Here is a 17,591-nt window from a genome sequence, read left to right on the forward strand (position 1 = left end):
CTGTCATTTACCTGAGGTTCGCCCGGACCAGCAGATACACCAGGAAGGGTCCGCCGATCGCGGCGGTGACCACACCGACCGGCAGGCCGACGGGCAGGGCCGTGCGCGCGATCAGGTCGGAGCCGGTCAGCAGCAGTGCGCCGACCAGTCCCGAGGCGGCCATCGGCGGCGTCGGGTGTCTCGCCAGCCGCATCGCCACCTGCGGTGCGACGAGCGCGACGAAGGGCACGGGGCCCGCCGCGCTCACCGCCGAGGCGGCCAGCAGCACCGCGCACAGCAGCATGACGGCCCGCACCCGGTTGAACCGGACCCCGAGCCCCGCGGCGACCTCGTCCCCGAGGTGCAGCGGCTTGAACTGGAAGGCGAGGCAGAGCACTACAGCCAGCAGGACCAGGGTGCACCAGAGCGCCACCCGGACCTCGCCCCACGACCGGTTGTCCAGGGAGCCGACCAGCCATGCCTGGGCCCGGGCCACGTCCCGGATGTCGGCCGACGTGAGGAGCCAGGTCGTGATCGCCTCCATCGCCGCGCTCACCGAGATGCCGATGAGGATGAGCCGGAAGCCGTCGATCCCGCGCCGCCAGGCCAGGAAGTACACCAGCAGCCCCGTGCCGAGACCGCCCAGGAGCGCCGCCGCCGACAGGCCCACGGAGTTGGTGACCGCCGTGGCGGCCCCGCCCGAGACCGTCACCAGGAACACCGCGACCGCACTGGCGCCCCCGGTGATGCCGAGGACGTCGGGGCTGGCCAGCGGGTTGCGGGCGACGGACTGGGTGATCGCGCCGGACACCCCGAGCGCGACGCCGACGACGACGCCGGCCAGGGCGCGCGGCATCCGCAGATCCATGATGACGAACCGGTCGACCTGCTCGCCGCCCCCGAGGATCGTGGCGATCACCCGCGACAGGCCGATCGGGAAGTCGCCGACCGCGATGGACAGGCAGAACACCAGGAAGGTGGCCGCCGCCAGCAGCAGGGTGACCAGGACGAGCCAGGGCCGCCAGACGAACGAGACGCCCCCGGCGCGGATGCCCGCCGTGACCGATGCTTTCAACTCCGTTCCGTTCATGCGCTCCTGAACTTTCCACGCCACACCAGGACCGCGAAGAACGGCGCGCCGAGCAGCGAGACGACGACCCCGGCGTCCAGCTCCCCCGGCCGTACCACCAGGCGCCCGACGATGTCGCACACCAGCAGGACGACCGCGCCGAGCAGACCCGCGTACGGCACCAGCCAGCGGTAGTCGGGCCCGGTCAGATACCGGGCGACGTGGGCCACCATCAGCCCGATGAACGCGATGGGGCCGCAGGCCGCGGTGGCGGCGCCGGCCAGCAGCGTGATGGCGGTGATGCCGACCGTCCGGCTCAGCGCGATGTTGACACCGAGTCCGCGGGCCACGTCGTCACCGAGGTTGAGCAGGTTCAGGGAGGGCAGCATGACCGCCGCCAGGACCAGCCCGACCGCGACGAACGCGGTGACGGGCCAGATGACGTCGTAGCCGACGCCCGCCACCGAGCCCGCGTTCCAGAACCGCAGCACGTTCAGGGACTTCACGTCGGACAGGGCGACGGCCGTGGTCATCGCCGCGAGGAACACCGTGACCCCCTGCCCGGCCAGGGCCAGGGTCAGCGGGTTCCCGGCGCCCCTGCCGATGCTGGCGAGGCCGAACACGACGACTCCGGCGACCGCCGATCCCAGGAACCCGAACCAGACGTACTGGAGCGGGTCGGTGAGCCCGAACACGGCGATCACCGACACCACGGCGAACGAGGCGCCCGCGTTGACGCCCACCAGCCCGGTGTCGGCGATCGGGTTGCGCGTGTACCCCTGGATCAGCGCGCCGCCGACCCCGAGGGCCAGGCCCGCCACGATGCCGAGCACCGTGCGGGGCACGCGCACGGTCTGCACGATGAGCCGGATCTCGGAGAGCCGCTGATCGGACTCCGGGGCCGCGAACAGGCCGTGCCACACCTCGGCGGGCGTCAGGGCGCGCGCCCCGACGGCCAGGGAGAGGGCGGCCACGGCCAGGACGGCCACCGCGAGGGCGGTCAGGCCGGTGACCCGTCTGCGACGGGTCACCGTAACGCCCCTGGTTATGGGGCGCTCCACTGCAGTTGTGCTCATGTCCGCGTACGTCATCTCTCTGGCCCGCCGGGCCCGGACGGTGGTCGGGCTGTCTAGCGGGAGCCGTCCCCGGCGACCGGACGGACGGCGTCGGGCGCGTCCTTGACGCTCCGGTCCAGCAGCGAGTCCAGGATCTCGCCGACCCGGATCGCGGTGTTGGACAGCAGGGCCGAGGTGATGCCGTGGGTGTGCTCCGTACCGCCCTGGAGGTAGATGCCGCAGTTCAGCGCGGCGTCGGTGGCGATGCGGTAGTCGCGCTCGACGCGGACCCGGCCCTCCTCGTCGCGCAGGCAGTACTCCGCGGCCTCGCCCAGGAGGCCCAGCGGATCGGCCGGGCTGTAGCCGGTGGCGAACACCACGACGTCGGCGTCGAGCACGGTCTCCTCGCCGGTGACGAGGGACGTCACGGTGGCGCGCACCGTGTCCGGGGTCGCCTCGGCCGCGGTGAGCCGGGACACGTTGAGGAAGCGCAGCCGCTCGGTGCCGAGCACCCTCTCCTGGTACATCTGCCGGTACAGGTCGTCGATCAGATCGATGTCGACCACGGAGTAGTTGGTGTTGCCGTGGTAGTCCATCAGCCGGCGCTTGATGTTCTCGGGCGCCGCGTAGAACTCGTCCACCGCGTCCGGGTCGAAGATCTTGTTGGCGAAGCTGCTGTCGTCGGCCGGGCTGTAGCCGTAGCGCGAGAAGACCGCGCATATCTCGGCCTCGGGGAAGCGGCGGTGCAGATACGCGACGTTCTCGGCGGCGCTCTGCCCGGCGCCCACGACGACGAAGCGGGAGGGCGAGGTGCCGTCCAGCTCGCCGACCCGGGTCAGCAGTTCGGAGTTGTGCCAGACGCGGTCGCCGCGCTCGATGCCCTCGGGCACCAGCGGGCGCAGTCCGGTGCCGATGACGAGGTTGCGGGCGCGGTGGACCGTCAGCCCCTCCCCCGACCGGACGGTGACGTCCAGGTACTCCACGACGCCGTCCTCGACCACCTGGGTCACCCCGACGACCTCGTGGTCGTAGGAGACGAGGTCGTCCACCTGGGCGGCGGCCCACTCGAAGTAGTCGTGGAACTCGACGCGCAGCGGGAAGAGGTTCTTGTGGTTGATGAAGTCGATCAGGCGTCCCTTGCTCTTGAGGTAGCAGAGGAAGCTGAACTCACTGGACGGGTTGCGGAGTGTCACCAGGTCCTTGAGGAACGAGACCTGCATGGTGGCGTCGTCGATGAGCATTCCCCGGTGCCAGCCGAAGGCCGGTTGCTGCTCGAAGAACTGGGCGGTCACCGCTTCCCGCGTTCCGGAGCGCGCGTTGTGCTCGCTGATCGCGATCGCCATGGCCACATTGGACGGGCCGAAGCCGATACCAATGAGGTCGTGGACCGGTGCTGCGTCGCCAGGACGAGCCTGTGACATGTCACTCCCATCGTGCGGGGAAGCCGCCTGTCGGATGTGGGGAAACGGGCGTAGGACGGGCACGCCGGAACAGCGGCCCGATGAACTTAGGTGAGCCTAAGCTAATCCGTCAACACTTGTCGATGGGTGCGATTCGGACACCCCAGACATGAGACCGCCCCAACTGGGGCACCCCACGCCTCCGTTGCAAGATAAGGTAAGCCTTGCTTTACTTACCTGTCCTTGTTTCTGCGTCGAGGAGGAACCCCATGCGGGTCGTCATGTTCGGTTACCAGACCTGGGGCCACCGCACCCTGCAAGCCCTCCTGGACTCCGAGCACGACGTGGTGCTGGTCGTCACCCACCCCAGGAGCGAGCACGCCTACGAGAAGATCTGGAGCGACTCCGTCGCGGATCTCGCCGAGGAGCACGGCGTCCCGGTCCTGATCCGCAACCGCCCGGACGACGACGAGCTGTACGAGGCCCTGAAAGCCGCCGAGCCCGACGTCATCGTGGCCAACAACTGGCGTACGTGGATCCCGCCGCGCATCTTCGCGCTCCCCCGCCGGGGCACCCTGAACGTCCACGACTCGCTGCTGCCGAAGTACGCGGGCTTCTCGCCGCTCATCTGGGCCCTCATCAACGGCGAGACCGAGGTGGGCGTCACCGCGCACATGATGAACGACGAGCTGGACGCCGGCGACATCGTCCGGCAGGAGTCCGTCCCGGTCGGCCCGAGGGACACCACCACCGACCTCTTCCACAAGACCGTCGACCTCATCGCCCCCGTCACCACCAAGGCGCTGGCCCTGATCGCGGACGGGCAGACGGAGTTCACCCCGCAGGACCGCTCGCAGGCCACCTTCTTCCACAAGCGCGCCGAGGAGGACATCCGCATCGACTGGAACTGGCCGGCCGAGGACCTGGAGCGCCTGGTGCGCGCCCAGTCGGCCCCGTACCCCAGCGCCTTCACCCACCACCGGGGCAAGCGGATCGAGATCCTGGCCAGTGTGGTCTCCGAGGCGCGTTACGGCGGAACGCCGGGCCGGATCTTCTACCGCGAGGGCGAGGGCGTGGTCATCGTGGCCGGGGCCGACGCCCGCACCGGCCGCAATCACGGCCTGGCCGTCACCCGGGTCCGCACCGAGGACGGCCGCGAGCTGCCCGCGACGGAGTACTTCACCTCCATGGGCGGCTACCTGACCAGCCGCCCCTGACCCCGCATGGGTGTGCCCCCCGGCCCGAGGGCCGGGGGGGGCACACCCATGTGTCCTGCCGGTCAGCCCTTGCGGGGCCGGGTACGGGGCAGCCGGGTCGCCGCCGCCGCGGCGAACAGGCAGAAGCCGAGCACCCACCAGAAGGTGTCACCGAAGGCCGCGGGGACGTCCGCGCCCGTGGCGGCGAGCCGGTTCTCCAGGATCACCGCCACCGCCGCCGTGCCGACCGAACCGCCCACGGTGTTCAGGAGGTTGAGCGCCCCGGCCGCCCGGGGCAGCGGCTCCGGCTCGATCCGGCTGTAGACGATGTTCATCACGGGCGCGCCGACCATCGACATCCCGAAGCCCCGCACCACCAGCGCCGAGACGACCACCGCGTCCGGGACCCCGTGCTCCAGCAGGGTGAACGGGGCGGTCCCGGCGACGATCAGCACGATGCCGGTGACCACCAGGGTCCTCGGCGCGACCTTGCTGATGGTCCGGTTGACGAGCACCGAACCGGCGGCCGCGCCCAGCCCCTGGGAGGCGAGCAGCAGCCCCGCCTCCCAGGCCGACATCCCCCGCCCCGACTGGAAGTACAGCGGCAGCAGGAACGTCGTGCCGAACACCGAGGCCCCGAGCACCACCAGCGCCAGGGCGGCGGCACCGAAGGGCGGACGGGCGAACAGCCGGGGGGCCACCAGCGGCGTCGACCGGGTGCGCAGCCCGTGCGCGGTGAACGTGGCCAGCATGACCGCCCCGGCCACGATGCCGAGCGTGGCCGGGACCGCGCGGTCGTGGGCGACCTCGGTCAGAGCAGCGGGACCACGGCGACGATGCTGATCACCTTGCCGGTGCGGCCGGGGCCCGCGACCCGGGCGAGCAGCGCCTGCCCGGTCGCGGGGAGCAGGCCGCCGCCGAGGCCCTGGATGACGCGGAACACGATGAGGCTGGTCGCCGACCAGGCCGAGGCGCGCAGCACCGAGCCGATCAGGAACACGCCGATGGCCGCGAGCCAGACCCGCCGGCCGCCGAAGCGCCCGGCCAGCCAGCCGGACGCGGGGACGGCGGCGACGACGGCGAGCAGGTAGGCGCTGGAGACCCACTGGATCTCGGCGACCGAGGCGTCGAACTCCTCGGTGAGCCGGTCGAGTCCGACGCTGACGATGGTGGCGTCGAGCGTGGCCATGAACGTGCCGAGGACCAGAATGAACGCGATCCGCAGCAGCTCCCGGTCCACGCGTTCGGGGGGCGGGGCGGGTGCCTCGGTCATCGGTCCTCCAGGAGGGCGCTCACATCGGCGTCCAGGTGCTGCTCCATGTTCCACAGCAGGTCGGTCAGTTGGGCGGCGAGCCCGTCGGTGTCGGTGCCGCCCCGGTGGGCGAGCACTCCGGTCCAGCCGTCGCCGTCGGGCATGACCGTCAGCGTGGCGGGGTGGTGGGTGGACTCCCGGAAGCGCGTGGCGAGCACGGTGAGTCCGGGCGCGGGTTCGCGCAGCCGGTCCGGGTCGACCGGGTAGTTCTCGAAAACGACCATGCTGTCGAAGAGCCTGCGCCGTCCGGTGAGCCGTTCCAGGTCGGACAGGGCCACGTGGTGGTGCTCGACCAAATTGCGCTGGCGGGCCTGGAGACCGGTGAGCGCGGCGGCCAGGGTGCCGGTGAGCCGGGCCCGTACCGGCACGGTGTTGGCGAGCAGGCCGATGATCTCCTCCACGCCGTCCAGGGCCGGGGCCGGCTCGACACCATGGCGCCGAAGCAGACGTCCCGCCGCCCTGAGCGCCGGGCCAGCAGTACCGACCAGGCGCCCTGCACCAGGGTGTTCGGGGTCAGCCCGCGCCGTGCGGCGAGCCGGGCGGCGAGCGCGGCGAAGGTGCGGCGGGCCGGCAGGTCCTTGGGGCGCAGCCCGAGGCCGAGGGCGCGCAGCCTGCTGCTGACGGTGATGGCGGTGATGCTGTCGCCGCCGAGGGCGAAGAAGTCGTCGTCCACGCCGACCCGTTCGACGTCGAGCGCGTCGGCGAGGACGGTGCACAGCAGCCGTTCGCGTTCGGTGCTCGGTTCCCGGCCGCCGCCGGGCAGGACGGGCGCGGGCAGCGCGGCGCGGTCGAGCTTGCCGTTGGGCGTGACGGGCGCCGACGGCGACCGCCCGGCGGGTGCTGACCGAGACCGAGCCCTTCGACCGGGGCTACTTCGCGGGCATGGTCGGCTGGGGCGACGCGAGCGGCGACGGGGAGTGGGTCGTCACCATCCGCTGCGCCGAGGCGGAGGAGCGCACGCTGCGCCTCTACGCCGGGGCGGGCGTCGTCGCGGCGTCCGAGCCCGAGGCGGAGACCGCCGAGACGGCTGCGAAGTTCCGCACCTTCCTGAGCGCGGTGGGTGCCGAGCTCTGAGCCGCCGCTCTACGCGGTCAGGGCGGCGGGCTCGCCCAGCCGGGCGGCCGCCGTCCGCCAGGCGGCGGTGACCGCGCACCTGGCCCGGGCGGTGGCCGTCGGGCCGTCGCCGTCGAGTCGCAGCGGCGGCCCGACGTGGACGTGCAGCCGGGGGCGGCGCAGCGGAGCGGTGGCCAGGCCCGCGAGCTGCTTGGCGGCCGAGCCGGAGGTGACCCGGCGGGCCCCCGGCCTGGCCCACCGGGATGACCGGCGCGCCGGTGCGGTGCGCGAGCCGGGCGAGGCCTCGGTGGAAGGCGCCCGGCGCCGCCTCGGCCGCGTCCCCGCGGTGCGGCAGCCCGCCCTCCGCGTAGATGAGGATGTGCCGGCCCTGTTCCAGCGCCTCCTGGGCGAGAACGACGGCCCGGCCGGCGCGGGGGTCGCCCCGGTGGACGGGGATGTGCCCCTCGCGGGCGAGGGCGCGGCCGAGTACGGGGACGCGCCAGAGCCCGGCGGCCGCCATGACGACGGGCCGGGCGCCGAGGCTGCGGAGCGCCGCCAGGACGATCGCGGGGTCCGCGAGCGAGGTGTGGTTGGCGGCGATGATGCCGGCCGGGGGCAGTACGGCGTCCGTGTCGGTGGTGAGCGTCAACCGCCCGAAGGCGGGCACCAGTTGACCGGCAAGACGGCTGAGCATGGGGATCTCCGGTTCGTTCGGGCGGAGTTCCATCGTTCCGCGCCGAGCGCCCGTCCGGCTGAGCGGTGGTACTCATCCGCCGTGGGTACCCGGACCGCTCTGCCGCCCGCACCTCACCCCCGTACGACGTCCGCGAGCACCGTGGCCACCAGCTTGCCGACCGCCGCCGCGTCCGGCGGCCCGGGGTCCTCCCGGTCCGCGAAGAGCAGATGCCCGCCCCCGACCAGGGACAGGGTGAGCGAGTCGATGTCGGCACCGGCCGACACCCGGCCCAGCGCGCGCTCCTCGGTGAGGTAGCCGGAGACGGCGGCCGCGATCTGGGCGAGGACCGCGATGCCGCCCCCGGGCGTCGCCTCCCGCAGCCGCGCGCGCAGCTCGTCCCGGAAGGTGATCAGGGGGATGATCGCCACCGGCACGGGCCCGAAAAGGCCGGTCAGCGCGTCGGTGAGATTGCCGGCCACGGTCCCGGTGCCGGCGCTCTCGCCCAGCGTCCGCGCCCGCGCGTCGAGTTCGGCGGCCCGGTCGAGCACAAGCTCGGCGAGGAAGGCGTCGAAGTCGGCGAAGTGCCGGTGCAGGACGCCCTTGGCGCAGCCCGCCTCGTCGGTGACGGCCCTGCTGGTCAGCCCGCCCGCGCCGTCCCGCAGCAGGACGCGCTCGGCGGCGTCGAACAGCTGCTGCCGGGCGTCGCGAAGGTGCACTCCGGTCGGCACGTCCCCACTCCTCACGTCGTCCACGTCCCTGCCACACCTTGGCATGTGGGCGCTTGCCCACTAAAGTGAACGCATGCCCACTCTACCGCGAGAGCAGCCCGGTCCCCCGTCGCAGCCCCATCACGCCCGCCGGACCGCCGAGTCCTTCGGCACGGACGCCCGGCGCTACGACGAGGCCCGCCCCGCCTATCCCGACGACCTGGTGGCCCGGATCGTCGCCGGGAGCCCCGGGCCGGACGTGCTCGACGTCGGCTGCGGTACCGGGATCGCGGCCCGCCAGTTCCGGGCGGCCGGCTGCGCGGTGCTCGGGGTCGAACCGGACGCCCGGATGGCGGACTTGGCGCGCGGGCACGGCGTCGGGGTCGAGGTGGCGACCTTCGAGGCGTGGGACCCGGCGGGCCGGATGTTCGACGCGGTGACCGCCGCCCAGTCGTGGCACTGGGTGGATCCGGCGGTGGGCGCCGGGAAGGCGGCCCGGGTGCTGCGGCCGGGCGGGCGCCTGGCGGTCTTCGGGCATGTCTTCGAGCCGCCCGCCGAGGTGGCGGAGCCGTTCGCGGCAGCCTTCCGCCGGGTGGCCCCGGACTCGCCGTTCAGCGTCCAGCCGGCCCGGCGCCCGCTGGACGCGTACCGGGCGGGGTACGCGAAGACCGCCGAACAGATCGGCGCGACCGGGCACTTCCGCGCACCGGAGCAGTGGCGGTTCGACTGGGAGCGCCCCTACACCCGGGACCAGTGGCTGGACCTGCTCCCGACGACGGGCGGCCTCACCCGGCTCCGCCCCGAGCAGCTGACGGAGATCCTGACGGCCGTGGGCGAGGCCATCGACGCGCTCGGCGGCGGCTTCACGATGCGGTACGTCACCCTGGCGACGACCGCCGTGCGCGTCGGGAAGAGCTAGGGCCTGTCGTCGCCCGGCAGACGGCAGTTCGACGACAGGCCCTAGCCCACCAGGTCCGGGGCGCGCAGCATCTCGTCCGGGATGCCCCAGGCGTCCACGAGGTCCACCGCGAGCGGCCGGACCTTGCTGACGGAGATCCTGACGGCCGTGGGCGAGGCCATCGACGCGCTCGGCGGCGGCTTCACGATGCGGTACGTCACCCTGGCGACGACCGCCGTGCGCGTCGGGAAGAGCTAGGGCCTGTCGTCGCCCGGCAGACGGCAGTTCGACGACAGGCCCTAGCCCACCAGGTCCGGGGCGCGCAGCATCTCGTCCGGGATGCCCCAGGCGTCCACGAGGTCCACCGCGAGCGGCCGGACCTTGCGGCAGAGGTCGTTCACCTCGCGGCTGATCGCCTTGGAGCGCTGGACGGTCAGCCGGCCGTGCTCCATGAACCAGGCCCGGTCCGCCTCGATGACGGAGAGCGCGAAGAGGTCGCACAGCAGGCGCAGCGCCTCCTTGTCGCCGCCGTCGGGCAGGGCGTGCACCCGGTCCGTGAACGCCTCCAGGACGAGCCGTTCCACGTGGGCGCGGGCGACGGCGATGACGTGGTCCTGGACGCGGGAGAAGACGGCGCCCGGGTCTTCGTGCGCGTCCATTCCGCGCTTGAGCCTGCGCGCCACCCCGGCGAGCATGTGCTCCTCGCGGAAGCGGACCATGGCGAGCTGGTATTCCGGGTCGAGCAGCCCGGCCTCCCGGTCCCACTCGTCGCCGCCCGGCAGCAGGTCCCGTACCCGCTCCAGGAGCTTGTGGGCGGAGGTCTTCTCCAGGACCGTCTCGACGGCGAGCCCGGCGACGTGGCGGACGGTCCCGAGCTGGTCCAGGTCCTCGAACTCACTCGCGTAATGGGTGAGCAGACCCTTGGCGACGAGCTGGAGCAGGACGTGGTTGTCACCCTCGAACGTGGTGAAGATGTCGCTGTCGGCCTTGAGCGCGGCGAACCGGTTGACGCTGAGGTAGCCGGCGCCGCCGCACGCCTCGCGGCACTCCTGGACGACCCGGGTGGCGTGCCAGGTGGCGAGCGCCTTGGTGCCGGCGGCCCGGGACTCCAGGAGGCGCCGGGCCTGCGGGTCGTCCCCGGTGCCCGAGAAGACGTCGTGCAGCTGGGTGCGTACGGCGTCCTGCGCGAAGTGCAGCGCGTACGTACGGGCGAGGAGCGGCAGCAGGCGGCGCTGGTGCAGTCCGTAGTCGAGGAGCAGCTGCTCCTCCGTGTCCGGGGCGGCCGCGAACTGCCGTCGCCGCACGGCGTACTTGGTGGCGACGGCAAGGGCGACCTTGGCCGCGCCGACTCCGGCTCCGGCGACGCTGACCCGGCCCTGCACGAGGGTGCCGAGCATGGTGAAGAACCGCCGTCCGGGGTTCTCGATGGGGCTCTCGTAGACGCCCTCGGCGGTGACGTCGGCGAACCGGTTGAGCAGCGCCTCGCGTGGCACGCGCACCCCGTCGAAGCGGATGCGGCCGTTGTCGACGCCGTTGAGGCCCATCTTGCGCCCGTCGTCCTCGATCCGGACGCCGGGCGCCACTTCGCCGTCCTGCCGGACCCGTACGACGAAGGCGTGCACGCCCTCGGCCTTCCCGGCCACCTCCAGCTGGGCGAAGACGACCGCGAGCTCCGCGTGGCGGGCGGCGTTGCCGATGTAGTCCTTGCACGCCTCGTCGCCCGGGGTGGTCAGGACGAACTCCTGGGTGCCGGGGTCGTACCGCGCGACCGTCCCGAGCGACTGCACGTCGGAGCCGTGCCCGGTCTCGGTCATCGCGAAGCACCCCATCAGGCGCCCGGTGATCAGGTCCGGCAGATACGCCCGGTGGTGGCGCTCGGTGCCCAGCTGGAGGATCGCGCCGCCGAAGAGCCCGAACTGCACGCCCACCTTGACCAGCACGGACAGATCCCCGAAGGCGAGCGTCTCGAACGCGGCGATGGACGCCCCGACGTCACCGCCCCCGCCGTACTCCTCCGGGAACCCCATCCCGGTCTGCCCGGTCGCGGCCATCTCGACCACGATCTGCCGCACCCGCTCGCGATACGCGTCGATGCCGAGCTCCTCGGCCTCCTCCAGCACGGAGGCGTACGCGACCAGATTGCTCCGTACGAGATCCCGGATCCCGGCGTAGTCCCCGTCGAGCACCCGGGTCAGCCCCGGTACGTCGATCTCGGGCTGTACGTATCCGGCAGCGGGCGTGTTCTCAGTGACCATGCACCTTCGCTACCCCGCCCCGGGACGATCAAGCGACCGGGCCGGGCACGCCCCGGGTGCGGGAGCCCGCGACGATCCGGCCGACGACGGCCGCGGCCCGTTCGGAATCCTCCCTCAGCCACCGGCCCAGGTGCTCCCGCACCGCCCGCGCGACGCACGCCCGCGCTTCGTCGTTGCCCAGCCGCTCGCGGATGGCACCCAGGAACTCGGGACGGTCGAGCTTCACGGACACGACAGCCGTCAGCCCCTCGCCGACGCGGTCGGCGGGTACGTCGGGGTCCATGGGCGCGAGGAGCCCGCCCCCGCGTGCGTACGCACTGACCGCGGCTGCCACTCCGTCACGGAAGCCCGCCACATGGGTGCCCGAGGGAGTCGCCCGGCTGTTGGCGAAGCTCCGCACCCGCTCCCCCGGACGGTCGCACCAGCGGAAGGCCAGGGCCATCACCCCGGCCATGCGGGAGTCCTCGTGCGCGAAGGCGATGGTGTCGCCGGGGCTGTGCGCCGCCTCGTGGCCGTCGCTGTGCGCCGCCTCGTGGCCGTCGAGGAAGCCGACGAAGTCACGCGTGCCGCCGGGGAAGCACATACGCGCCGAACGGGCCTCGTCCGGGCGGCGCCGATCGGTCAGGGAGAGGTCCAGGCCCGGGTTCAGGAAGGCCAGTTCCCGCAACCGTTCCTCCAGCGCGTCGGCCGAGCACTCGGCGGACCCGAAGATGTCGGCGTCGGGCCAGAACGTGATCACGGTGCCGTTCCGGGCCGTTGTGCCCGTCTCGGTGAGCGGGGTGACGGCGGCACCGCGCGCGTACTCCTGCGCCCACCGGACCCCGTCGTACCGCACCTCGGCCGTCATCCGGCGCGACAGCGCGTTGACGACGGCGGGCCCCACGCCGAAGCCACCGAGCAGCACACGGTCACGGCCCCGGAATCCTGTTCCGGGCCCTGTACGGGTGAGCCGGGCTTCGAGTCCGGGGCCGTCGGCCTCCCCCGCCACGTCGTCGGCGACCCGCACGCCACCGTCCGCGGTCAGGGTGATGTCGACGGAGGCGGCCCTTCCGGCCGGCGTCCCGTTCACCGGCCGGTCCGCGATCTCGTAGACCAGGACGTGCAGGCCGCGCGGGCCGGTCGAGCCGATGTACATTCCGGGCCGCTTGCGGAATGCGGCCGCCCCGTACAGCACCTGGATGTCGCTCTCCTCGTACGTGGTGACCTTCTCGTCCACGACGCCCCTCCCCGGGTTCTCCAACAGGCGCGTCCACGCTAGCCGTTGCACGATGAAACACCAGGTCAGACCCATGAATGAAAGGCCGCAGGCAGCCGCTCACGCACCTGCCGCACACCCGCCGCAACGCGGCATCCAAACCCTCGCAGACTGCGCCGACCGGCCCGCCGAGGGCGGGGATGACGCCTTTCTCCGCGGAGCCGCAGCGCCTTTTTCATCCGGACGACACGAAAACGCCGCCGGGCCGGAGGCGGCGCGAGGCCGTTCCGGCCCGGCGGCAATCGCCGGGCAGTGCCGTGTGCTCAGTGGCCGACCATTGCGGTCGGGTCCGCCGCCTTGACCTTCCTGCGGGGCAGCAGCAGGGCGGGGACGAGGCAGACCGCGATGAGGATGGCCGCCACCAGGAACACCGAGGCGAACGCGTCGCCCATCTGGTCCTTGATGCCGGCCGGGGTCCTCGCGGTGATGTCCTTGAGGCCGTTGGTGAGGAGCACCGAGAACAGGGCGGTGCCGATGGAGGCGGCGACCTGCTGGACGATGTTCATCAGGGTCGAGCCACGGGCGACCGTGTGCTCCCTCAGGGTGGCCAGCGCCGAGGCCATGATCGGCATCATCGAGGCACCCATGCCGAGGCCCATGATGAAGAGCGCGGTGATGATGTACGCGTAGGACGTGTCGGCGGTGAGCTGCGTGAACATGCCCATGCCGACGGTGATGACCACGATGCCGGTGATCACGATCTTGCCGGGGCCGATGCGGTCGGCGAGCATCCCGGCGATCGGCATGGTGATCATCGCGCCGATGCCCTGCGGGGCGAGCAGCACGCCCGAGTCGAGCGCCGACTCCCCGCGCACCTGCTGGAAGTAGAGCGGGAACAGCAGGCTGGCGCCGAAGAACGCCATGGCGAACAGCGACATGGCGATCACCGCGACGCTCAGGTCACGGTTCTGGAAGAGCCGCAGATCGATGAGCGGGTGGATGTTGGCGGGCCGCAGCGCCCACGGTACGAACGCGGCGACGAGCACCAGACCGATGATCGCGGGTATGAGCACCTTGGCGGCCCAGACGGTGCCGGTCTCCGGGATGGAGGAGACGCCGTACAGGAAGGACGCGAGGCCGGGCGAGAGCAGCAGCACGCCCACCCAGTCGAAGGTCTCGGACGGCTCCACATTGTCCTTGGGCAGCACCAGCGCCGCGTACACGAGCGCGATCGCGCCGATCGGCAGGTTGATCAGGAAGATCCAGTGCCAGGAGGCGATGTCGATCAGCCAACCGCCCAGAATGGGGCCGAAGATGGGGCCGAGGAGCATCGGAATGCCGAGCACGGCCATCACCCGGCCGACCCGCTCGGGGCCGGCCGCACGCGTCAGGATCGTCATACCGAGCGGCATCAGCATGCCGCCACCCAGGCCCTGGATCACCCGGAAGGCGACCAGCATCTCCAGCGAGTTGGCCGCGGCACACAGCGCCGACCCGGCCGCGAACAGCGCGACCGCGAGCAGATAGAGACGTTTTGTCCCGAACCTGTCCGCCGCCCAGCCGGTGAGCGGGATGACGCTCGCCAGGGCCAGCGTGTAGCCGGTCATCGTCCAGGCGACCTGGGCCGAGGTGGCCTCGAACTCCTTCTGGAACGTCTGCAGTCCGACCGAGACCACGGTGATGTCCAGGATCGACATGATCCCGCCGAGCACGACCACTCCGGCCACGAGGAGGACCTTGCTGTCCAGCTTGTCGCTGGAGGCGCCGCCACCTCCCCCCGGAGGGCTCGACTCATTCTTCTGCAACGTGGTCATGACTCACCTTTCGGAGAAGCTGCGGGGCCACCCGGGGCCCGCTCGATCTGTCCACCCCCCGCGACCTCCGGCTGGTGGCAACGGTGCGCTCCGGCGGGCATGAATACGGAATCCGCCATTCCATCGGGCGGTCGGAGCTCCACCGGGGCACGGTCCACGACGGACGACTCACCGGGCGGGATTCATGCGATCCGTTGTGGAACATGAATGTACCAGCGCCGGTAGGCCAGTATCTTTTGGATTGATGACAAGAAACGTGCACCTTCGCGATCGCGTCGCGCTCGCGATCCTCGACGCCGCAGCGATGCTGCTCGCCCGGCGGGGCGAGAGCGTCAGCATGGCGGACGTCGCGGCGGCCGCCGGGGTGGGCCGCACCACTCTGTACCGCCACTTCCCCAGCCGCGAGACCCTGCTGGACGCCCTGTCCCAGGAAGCGTGCGCCGAACTGATCGGCAAGCTGGCGGACGCGGGGCTCGACCGCGTGACCGTGCCCGAGGGCGTGGCGCGGGTCAGCCGGATCGCGATGGGCCAGGCCGCCAAGTACCAGGCCCTGATGTGCATCCACGGCAAGCCCGCCATGCCCGACGACACCGCCCGCCGGCTCATGGAGCCCCTCACCGCCCTGTTCGTACGCGGCTCCGCCGACGGCACCTGGCGCACGGATCTCGGCCCCGACACCCTCCTCGACCTCTACAGCGCGCTCCTCCAGGGCGCCCTGGGCCAGGCCCTGCACGCCAAACTGGGCGTGGAACCCGCTGCCGCCGCCGTCACCTCGGTCTTCATGCACGGCGCGGGCACGCGGCGCCCGGTGAACGAGAACCTGGTGAACAGTCCGTCCCCGGCGGGCTTCTGAGGCGTCGGCGCGCCGTTCACACCTTCGGGGGAAACCATGGTGCCCCCGCGCACACCCCCGCCGAGAACTGTGGTGTCCCGCCACATACGCCCCTGACCTGCCCCTTCCTACGGTGTGGCGACACGTCCCCCGTCCCCCGACCGCCCGGAAGTGGTACCCATGGCCGACGCAGCATCCGCTCCCCCACCGCCCTCGCACCTCCGGCGCATCGTCGCCGCCAGCCTCATCGGCACGACCATCGAGTGGTACGACTTCTTCCTCTACGGGTCGGCGGCCGCGCTGGTCTTCAACAAGCTGTTCTTCCCGGACTCCGAACCGCTCGTCGGAACGCTGCTGTCCTTCCTGACGTACGCGGTCGGCTTCGCCGCACGGCCCATCGGGGCGCTGGTGTTCGGCCACTACGGCGACCGGCTCGGGCGCAAGAAGCTGCTGGTGCTGAGCCTGCTGATGATGGGCGGGGCGACGTTCGCGATCGGGCTGCTGCCGACGCACGCGACCGTCGGCGTCGCCGCGCCCGTGCTGCTCACCCTGCTCCGGCTGGTGCAGGGGTTCGCGCTCGGCGGTGAGTGGGGCGGGGCCGTCCTGCTGGTATCCGAGCATGGGGACGCGAAGCGGCGCGGGTTCTGGGCGTCGTGGCCGCAGACCGGTGCGCCGGCCGGTCAGTTGCTGGCCACCGGGGTGCTCTCCGCGCTCACCGCGCTGACCTCGGACGCGGCGTTCGAGTCGTGGGGGTGGCGCATTCCGTTCCTGCTGTCCGGGGTGCTCGTGATCATCGGTCTGTGGATTCGTCTCTCTGTAGATGAATCGCCTCTGTTCAAGGAGGCCCTGGCCCGCGCCGACGAGCGGAAGACCGCTTCCGGGGCCGCCGAGAAGATGCCCGTCGTGGCCGTGCTGCGGCATCACTGGCGCGATGTGCTGGTCGCCATGGGGGCGCGGATGGCGGAGAACATCAGCTATTACGTGATCACCGCGTTCATCCTCGTCTACGCGACGACCGCGGCGGACCTGAGCAAGCAGACGGCGCTCAACGCCGTGCTCATCGCGTCGGCCTTCCACTTCGCCGTGATCCCGCTGTGGGGCGCGCTCTCCGACCGGGTGGGGCGCAAGCCCGTCTATCTGGTGGGCGCGGTCGGCGTGGGCCTGTGGATGTTCCCGTTCTTCGCGCTGATCGACACCCGGAGCTTCGGGAACCTGCTGCTGGCCGTCACGGTCGGGCTGTTCTTCCACGGGGCGATGTACGCGCCGCAGGCGGCGTTCTTCTCGGAGCTGTTCGCGACCCGGATGCGCTACTCGGGCGCGTCGATCGGCGCGCAGTTCTCGTCCGTCGCGGCGGGCGCGCCCGCACCGCTCATCGCCACGGCCCTGCTCGCCGACTACGACAGCTCGACGCCCGTCGCCCTGTACGTGATAGCCGCCGCGCTCCTCACGGTGCTGGCTCTGGTCTGCGCCAAGGAGACCCGTCACCGGGACCTCGCGGAGGTCGGACCCGGGTCCGCGTCCGCGTCGGGGTCCGAGGCCGAGGCGCCCCGGGACGCCGCGCAGACCGTCTGATCCGGGGTCCGGAAAGCACGGGAGCCGGGCGGTCCGCCCGGCTCCCGCTTCATGTCTGCTCCCGCTCCGGGTCTACTCCTGCGGGGCGGTGGACTCGAACCAGGTGGGCCCGTCGGTCAGCGCCTGCTTGATCCGGAAGAGCGCGAACTCGGCCAGGTCGGGCAGCGCGTCCACGGGGAACCAGCCGACCTCCAGCGACTCGTCGTCGTTGACCCGGGCCGTGCCGCCGGTGGCGCGGCAGCGGAAGGTGATGTCGAGGAACTGGCAGCGGTCGCCGTTCTCGTACTGAATGGGCGGCAGCGCCTGGGTGAGGACGACCCGCTCCGCCACGCAGCGCACGGCGGTCTCCTCGTACACCTCGCGCTCCGCCGTCGTCGCGGGCTGTTCGCCCGGCTCGGAGATGCCGCCGATCACGGACCACTCGCCGGTGTCGGCACGGCGGCCGAGGAGCACTCTGCCCTCGGCGTCGAAGACGACGGCGGTGACACCGGGCAGCAGGAGCAGCTGCTGCCCGGCGGTGGCACGGATCTCGCGGATGAAGTCAGGAATGGCCATGTGACGACCCTACGTGGCGTGAC

Annotated in this window: 12 protein-coding genes and 6 pseudogenes; 6 read left to right on the forward strand and 12 right to left on the reverse strand. The window is 72.0% G+C overall.

Translation table 11 applies throughout. The features are described from left to right. Window positions 1–7: 7 nt before the first annotated feature. Genes OHS17_RS03280 through OHS17_RS03290 form a run of 3 tightly spaced genes read right to left on the reverse strand, consistent with a single transcriptional unit; the run spans window position 8 to window position 3,524 of the window. Window positions 8–1,069, reverse strand: coding sequence for a FecCD family ABC transporter permease (locus tag OHS17_RS03280; protein ID WP_330310972.1), 1,062 nt, complete (start codon window positions 1,067–1,069; stop codon window positions 8–10). After that, on the reverse strand, window positions 1,066–2,124 hold the full coding sequence (locus OHS17_RS03285) for a FecCD family ABC transporter permease (RefSeq protein ID WP_330310973.1): 1,059 nt from the start codon (window positions 2,122–2,124) through the stop codon (window positions 1,066–1,068). The genes OHS17_RS03280 and OHS17_RS03285 overlap by 4 nt, the downstream gene beginning before the upstream one ends. Before the next feature lie 53 nt (window positions 2,125–2,177). Further along, window positions 2,178–3,524, reverse strand: a complete 1,347-nt coding sequence (locus tag OHS17_RS03290) for a lysine N(6)-hydroxylase/L-ornithine N(5)-oxygenase family protein (RefSeq protein WP_330310974.1) — start codon at window positions 3,522–3,524, stop codon at window positions 2,178–2,180. Window positions 3,525–3,772: 248 nt separating this feature from the next. On the opposite strand from OHS17_RS03290, the gene OHS17_RS03295 reads away from it, so the two are divergent. After that, the gene (locus tag OHS17_RS03295) at window positions 3,773–4,720 is read left to right on the forward strand and encodes a methionyl-tRNA formyltransferase (RefSeq protein WP_330310975.1); all 948 of its coding nucleotides are present in this window, start codon (window positions 3,773–3,775) and stop codon (window positions 4,718–4,720) included. 62 nt (window positions 4,721–4,782) lie between these two features. On the opposite strand, the pseudogene OHS17_RS03300 reads toward OHS17_RS03295, so the two are convergent. Both OHS17_RS03300 and OHS17_RS33855 read right to left on the reverse strand, forming a co-directional pair. Continuing rightward, window positions 4,783–5,972: pseudogene (locus OHS17_RS03300) on the reverse strand (MFS transporter). Continuing rightward, window positions 5,969–6,690 (reverse strand): annotated as a pseudogene (locus OHS17_RS33855) (condensation domain-containing protein); the annotation flags it as partial. The pseudogenes OHS17_RS03300 and OHS17_RS33855, both read right to left, overlap by 4 nt. A 137-nt stretch (window positions 6,691–6,827) precedes the next feature. Here OHS17_RS33855 and OHS17_RS03310 point away from each other — a divergent pair. Next, window positions 6,828–7,085 (forward strand): annotated as a pseudogene (locus OHS17_RS03310) (chorismate-binding protein); the annotation flags it as partial. 9 nt (window positions 7,086–7,094) lie between these two features. Here the strand turns inward: OHS17_RS03310 and OHS17_RS03315 are convergent. Both OHS17_RS03315 and OHS17_RS03320 read right to left on the reverse strand, forming a co-directional pair. Then, window positions 7,095–7,758 (reverse strand): annotated as a pseudogene (locus OHS17_RS03315) (lysophospholipid acyltransferase family protein). Window positions 7,759–7,871: 113 nt separating this feature from the next. Continuing rightward, window positions 7,872–8,468: a TetR/AcrR family transcriptional regulator gene (locus tag OHS17_RS03320; protein WP_330310977.1), complete on the reverse strand. Its 597-nt coding sequence runs from the start codon at window positions 8,466–8,468 to the stop codon at window positions 7,872–7,874. A 73-nt stretch (window positions 8,469–8,541) separates the two neighbouring features. Here OHS17_RS03320 and OHS17_RS03325 point away from each other — a divergent pair, with 73 nt between their 5' ends. Beyond that, complete coding sequence (locus OHS17_RS03325) at window positions 8,542–9,366, forward strand: class I SAM-dependent methyltransferase (protein WP_330310978.1); 825 nt, start codon at window positions 8,542–8,544, stop codon at window positions 9,364–9,366. 41 nt (window positions 9,367–9,407) lie between these two features. On the opposite strand, the pseudogene OHS17_RS03330 reads toward OHS17_RS03325, so the two are convergent. Continuing rightward, window positions 9,408–9,491 (reverse strand): annotated as a pseudogene (locus tag OHS17_RS03330) (acyl-CoA dehydrogenase); the annotation flags it as partial. 1 nt (window position 9,492) lies between these two features. Between OHS17_RS03330 and OHS17_RS03335 the strand changes: the two are divergent. Next, a pseudogene (locus OHS17_RS03335) lies at window positions 9,493–9,603 on the forward strand (SAM-dependent methyltransferase); the annotation flags it as partial. 41 nt (window positions 9,604–9,644) lie between these two features. On the opposite strand, the gene OHS17_RS03340 reads toward OHS17_RS03335, so the two are convergent. The 3 genes from OHS17_RS03340 to OHS17_RS03350 form a co-directional block, all read right to left on the reverse strand. After that, window positions 9,645–11,600, reverse strand: coding sequence for an acyl-CoA dehydrogenase family protein (locus OHS17_RS03340; RefSeq protein ID WP_330310980.1), 1,956 nt, complete (start codon window positions 11,598–11,600; stop codon window positions 9,645–9,647). A gap of 28 nt (window positions 11,601–11,628) precedes the next feature. Beyond that, on the reverse strand, window positions 11,629–12,816 hold the full coding sequence (locus tag OHS17_RS03345) for a DNA gyrase subunit B (protein ID WP_330310981.1): 1,188 nt from the start codon (window positions 12,814–12,816) through the stop codon (window positions 11,629–11,631). 302 nt (window positions 12,817–13,118) lie between these two features. Next, on the reverse strand, window positions 13,119–14,609 hold the full coding sequence (locus OHS17_RS03350) for a DHA2 family efflux MFS transporter permease subunit (protein WP_330310982.1): 1,491 nt from the start codon (window positions 14,607–14,609) through the stop codon (window positions 13,119–13,121). A 256-nt stretch (window positions 14,610–14,865) separates the two neighbouring features. On the opposite strand from OHS17_RS03350, the gene OHS17_RS03355 reads away from it, so the two are divergent. Together OHS17_RS03355 and OHS17_RS03360 are read left to right on the forward strand one after the other, a co-directional pair. Next, entirely contained in the window at window positions 14,866–15,462 is a 597-nt protein-coding gene (locus tag OHS17_RS03355) for a TetR/AcrR family transcriptional regulator (protein ID WP_330310983.1), read from the forward strand. Window positions 15,463–15,621: 159 nt separating this feature from the next. Next, a complete protein-coding gene (locus OHS17_RS03360) occupies window positions 15,622–17,013 on the forward strand; it encodes an MFS transporter (RefSeq protein WP_330310984.1) in 1,392 nt (463 codons plus the stop codon). A 72-nt stretch (window positions 17,014–17,085) separates the two neighbouring features. Here the strand turns inward: OHS17_RS03360 and OHS17_RS03365 are convergent, their stop codons facing one another. After that, window positions 17,086–17,568, reverse strand: a complete 483-nt coding sequence (locus OHS17_RS03365) for an NUDIX hydrolase (RefSeq protein ID WP_330310985.1) — start codon at window positions 17,566–17,568, stop codon at window positions 17,086–17,088. Between the last annotated feature and the right edge of the window lie 23 nt (window positions 17,569–17,591).

The sequence above is a fragment of the Streptomyces sp. NBC_00523 genome, from assembly GCF_036346615.1.
GTDB lineage: Bacteria > Actinomycetota > Actinomycetes > Streptomycetales > Streptomycetaceae > Streptomyces.

What these genes read in the sequence shown, in the direction of transcription:
- OHS17_RS03295 (WP_330310975.1), top strand. Translation starts at nt 3,773, where the DNA reads ATGCGGGTCGTCATGTTCGGTTACCAGACCTGGGGCCACCGCACCCTG.
- OHS17_RS03340 (WP_330310980.1), bottom strand. Translation starts at nt 11,600, where the DNA reads ATGGTCACTGAGAACACGCCCGCTGCCGGATACGTACAGCCCGAGATC.
- OHS17_RS03325 (WP_330310978.1), top strand. Translation starts at nt 8,542, where the DNA reads ATGCCCACTCTACCGCGAGAGCAGCCCGGTCCCCCGTCGCAGCCCCAT.
- OHS17_RS03290 (WP_330310974.1), bottom strand. Translation starts at nt 3,524, where the DNA reads ATGTCACAGGCTCGTCCTGGCGACGCAGCACCGGTCCACGACCTCATT.
- OHS17_RS03350 (WP_330310982.1), bottom strand. Translation starts at nt 14,609, where the DNA reads ATGACCACGTTGCAGAAGAATGAGTCGAGCCCTCCGGGGGGAGGTGGC.
- OHS17_RS03365 (WP_330310985.1), bottom strand. Translation starts at nt 17,568, where the DNA reads ATGGCCATTCCTGACTTCATCCGCGAGATCCGTGCCACCGCCGGGCAG.
- OHS17_RS03280 (WP_330310972.1), bottom strand. Translation starts at nt 1,069, where the DNA reads ATGAACGGAACGGAGTTGAAAGCATCGGTCACGGCGGGCATCCGCGCC.
- OHS17_RS03285 (WP_330310973.1), bottom strand. Translation starts at nt 2,124, where the DNA reads ATGAGCACAACTGCAGTGGAGCGCCCCATAACCAGGGGCGTTACGGTG.
- OHS17_RS03360 (WP_330310984.1), top strand. Translation starts at nt 15,622, where the DNA reads ATGGCCGACGCAGCATCCGCTCCCCCACCGCCCTCGCACCTCCGGCGC.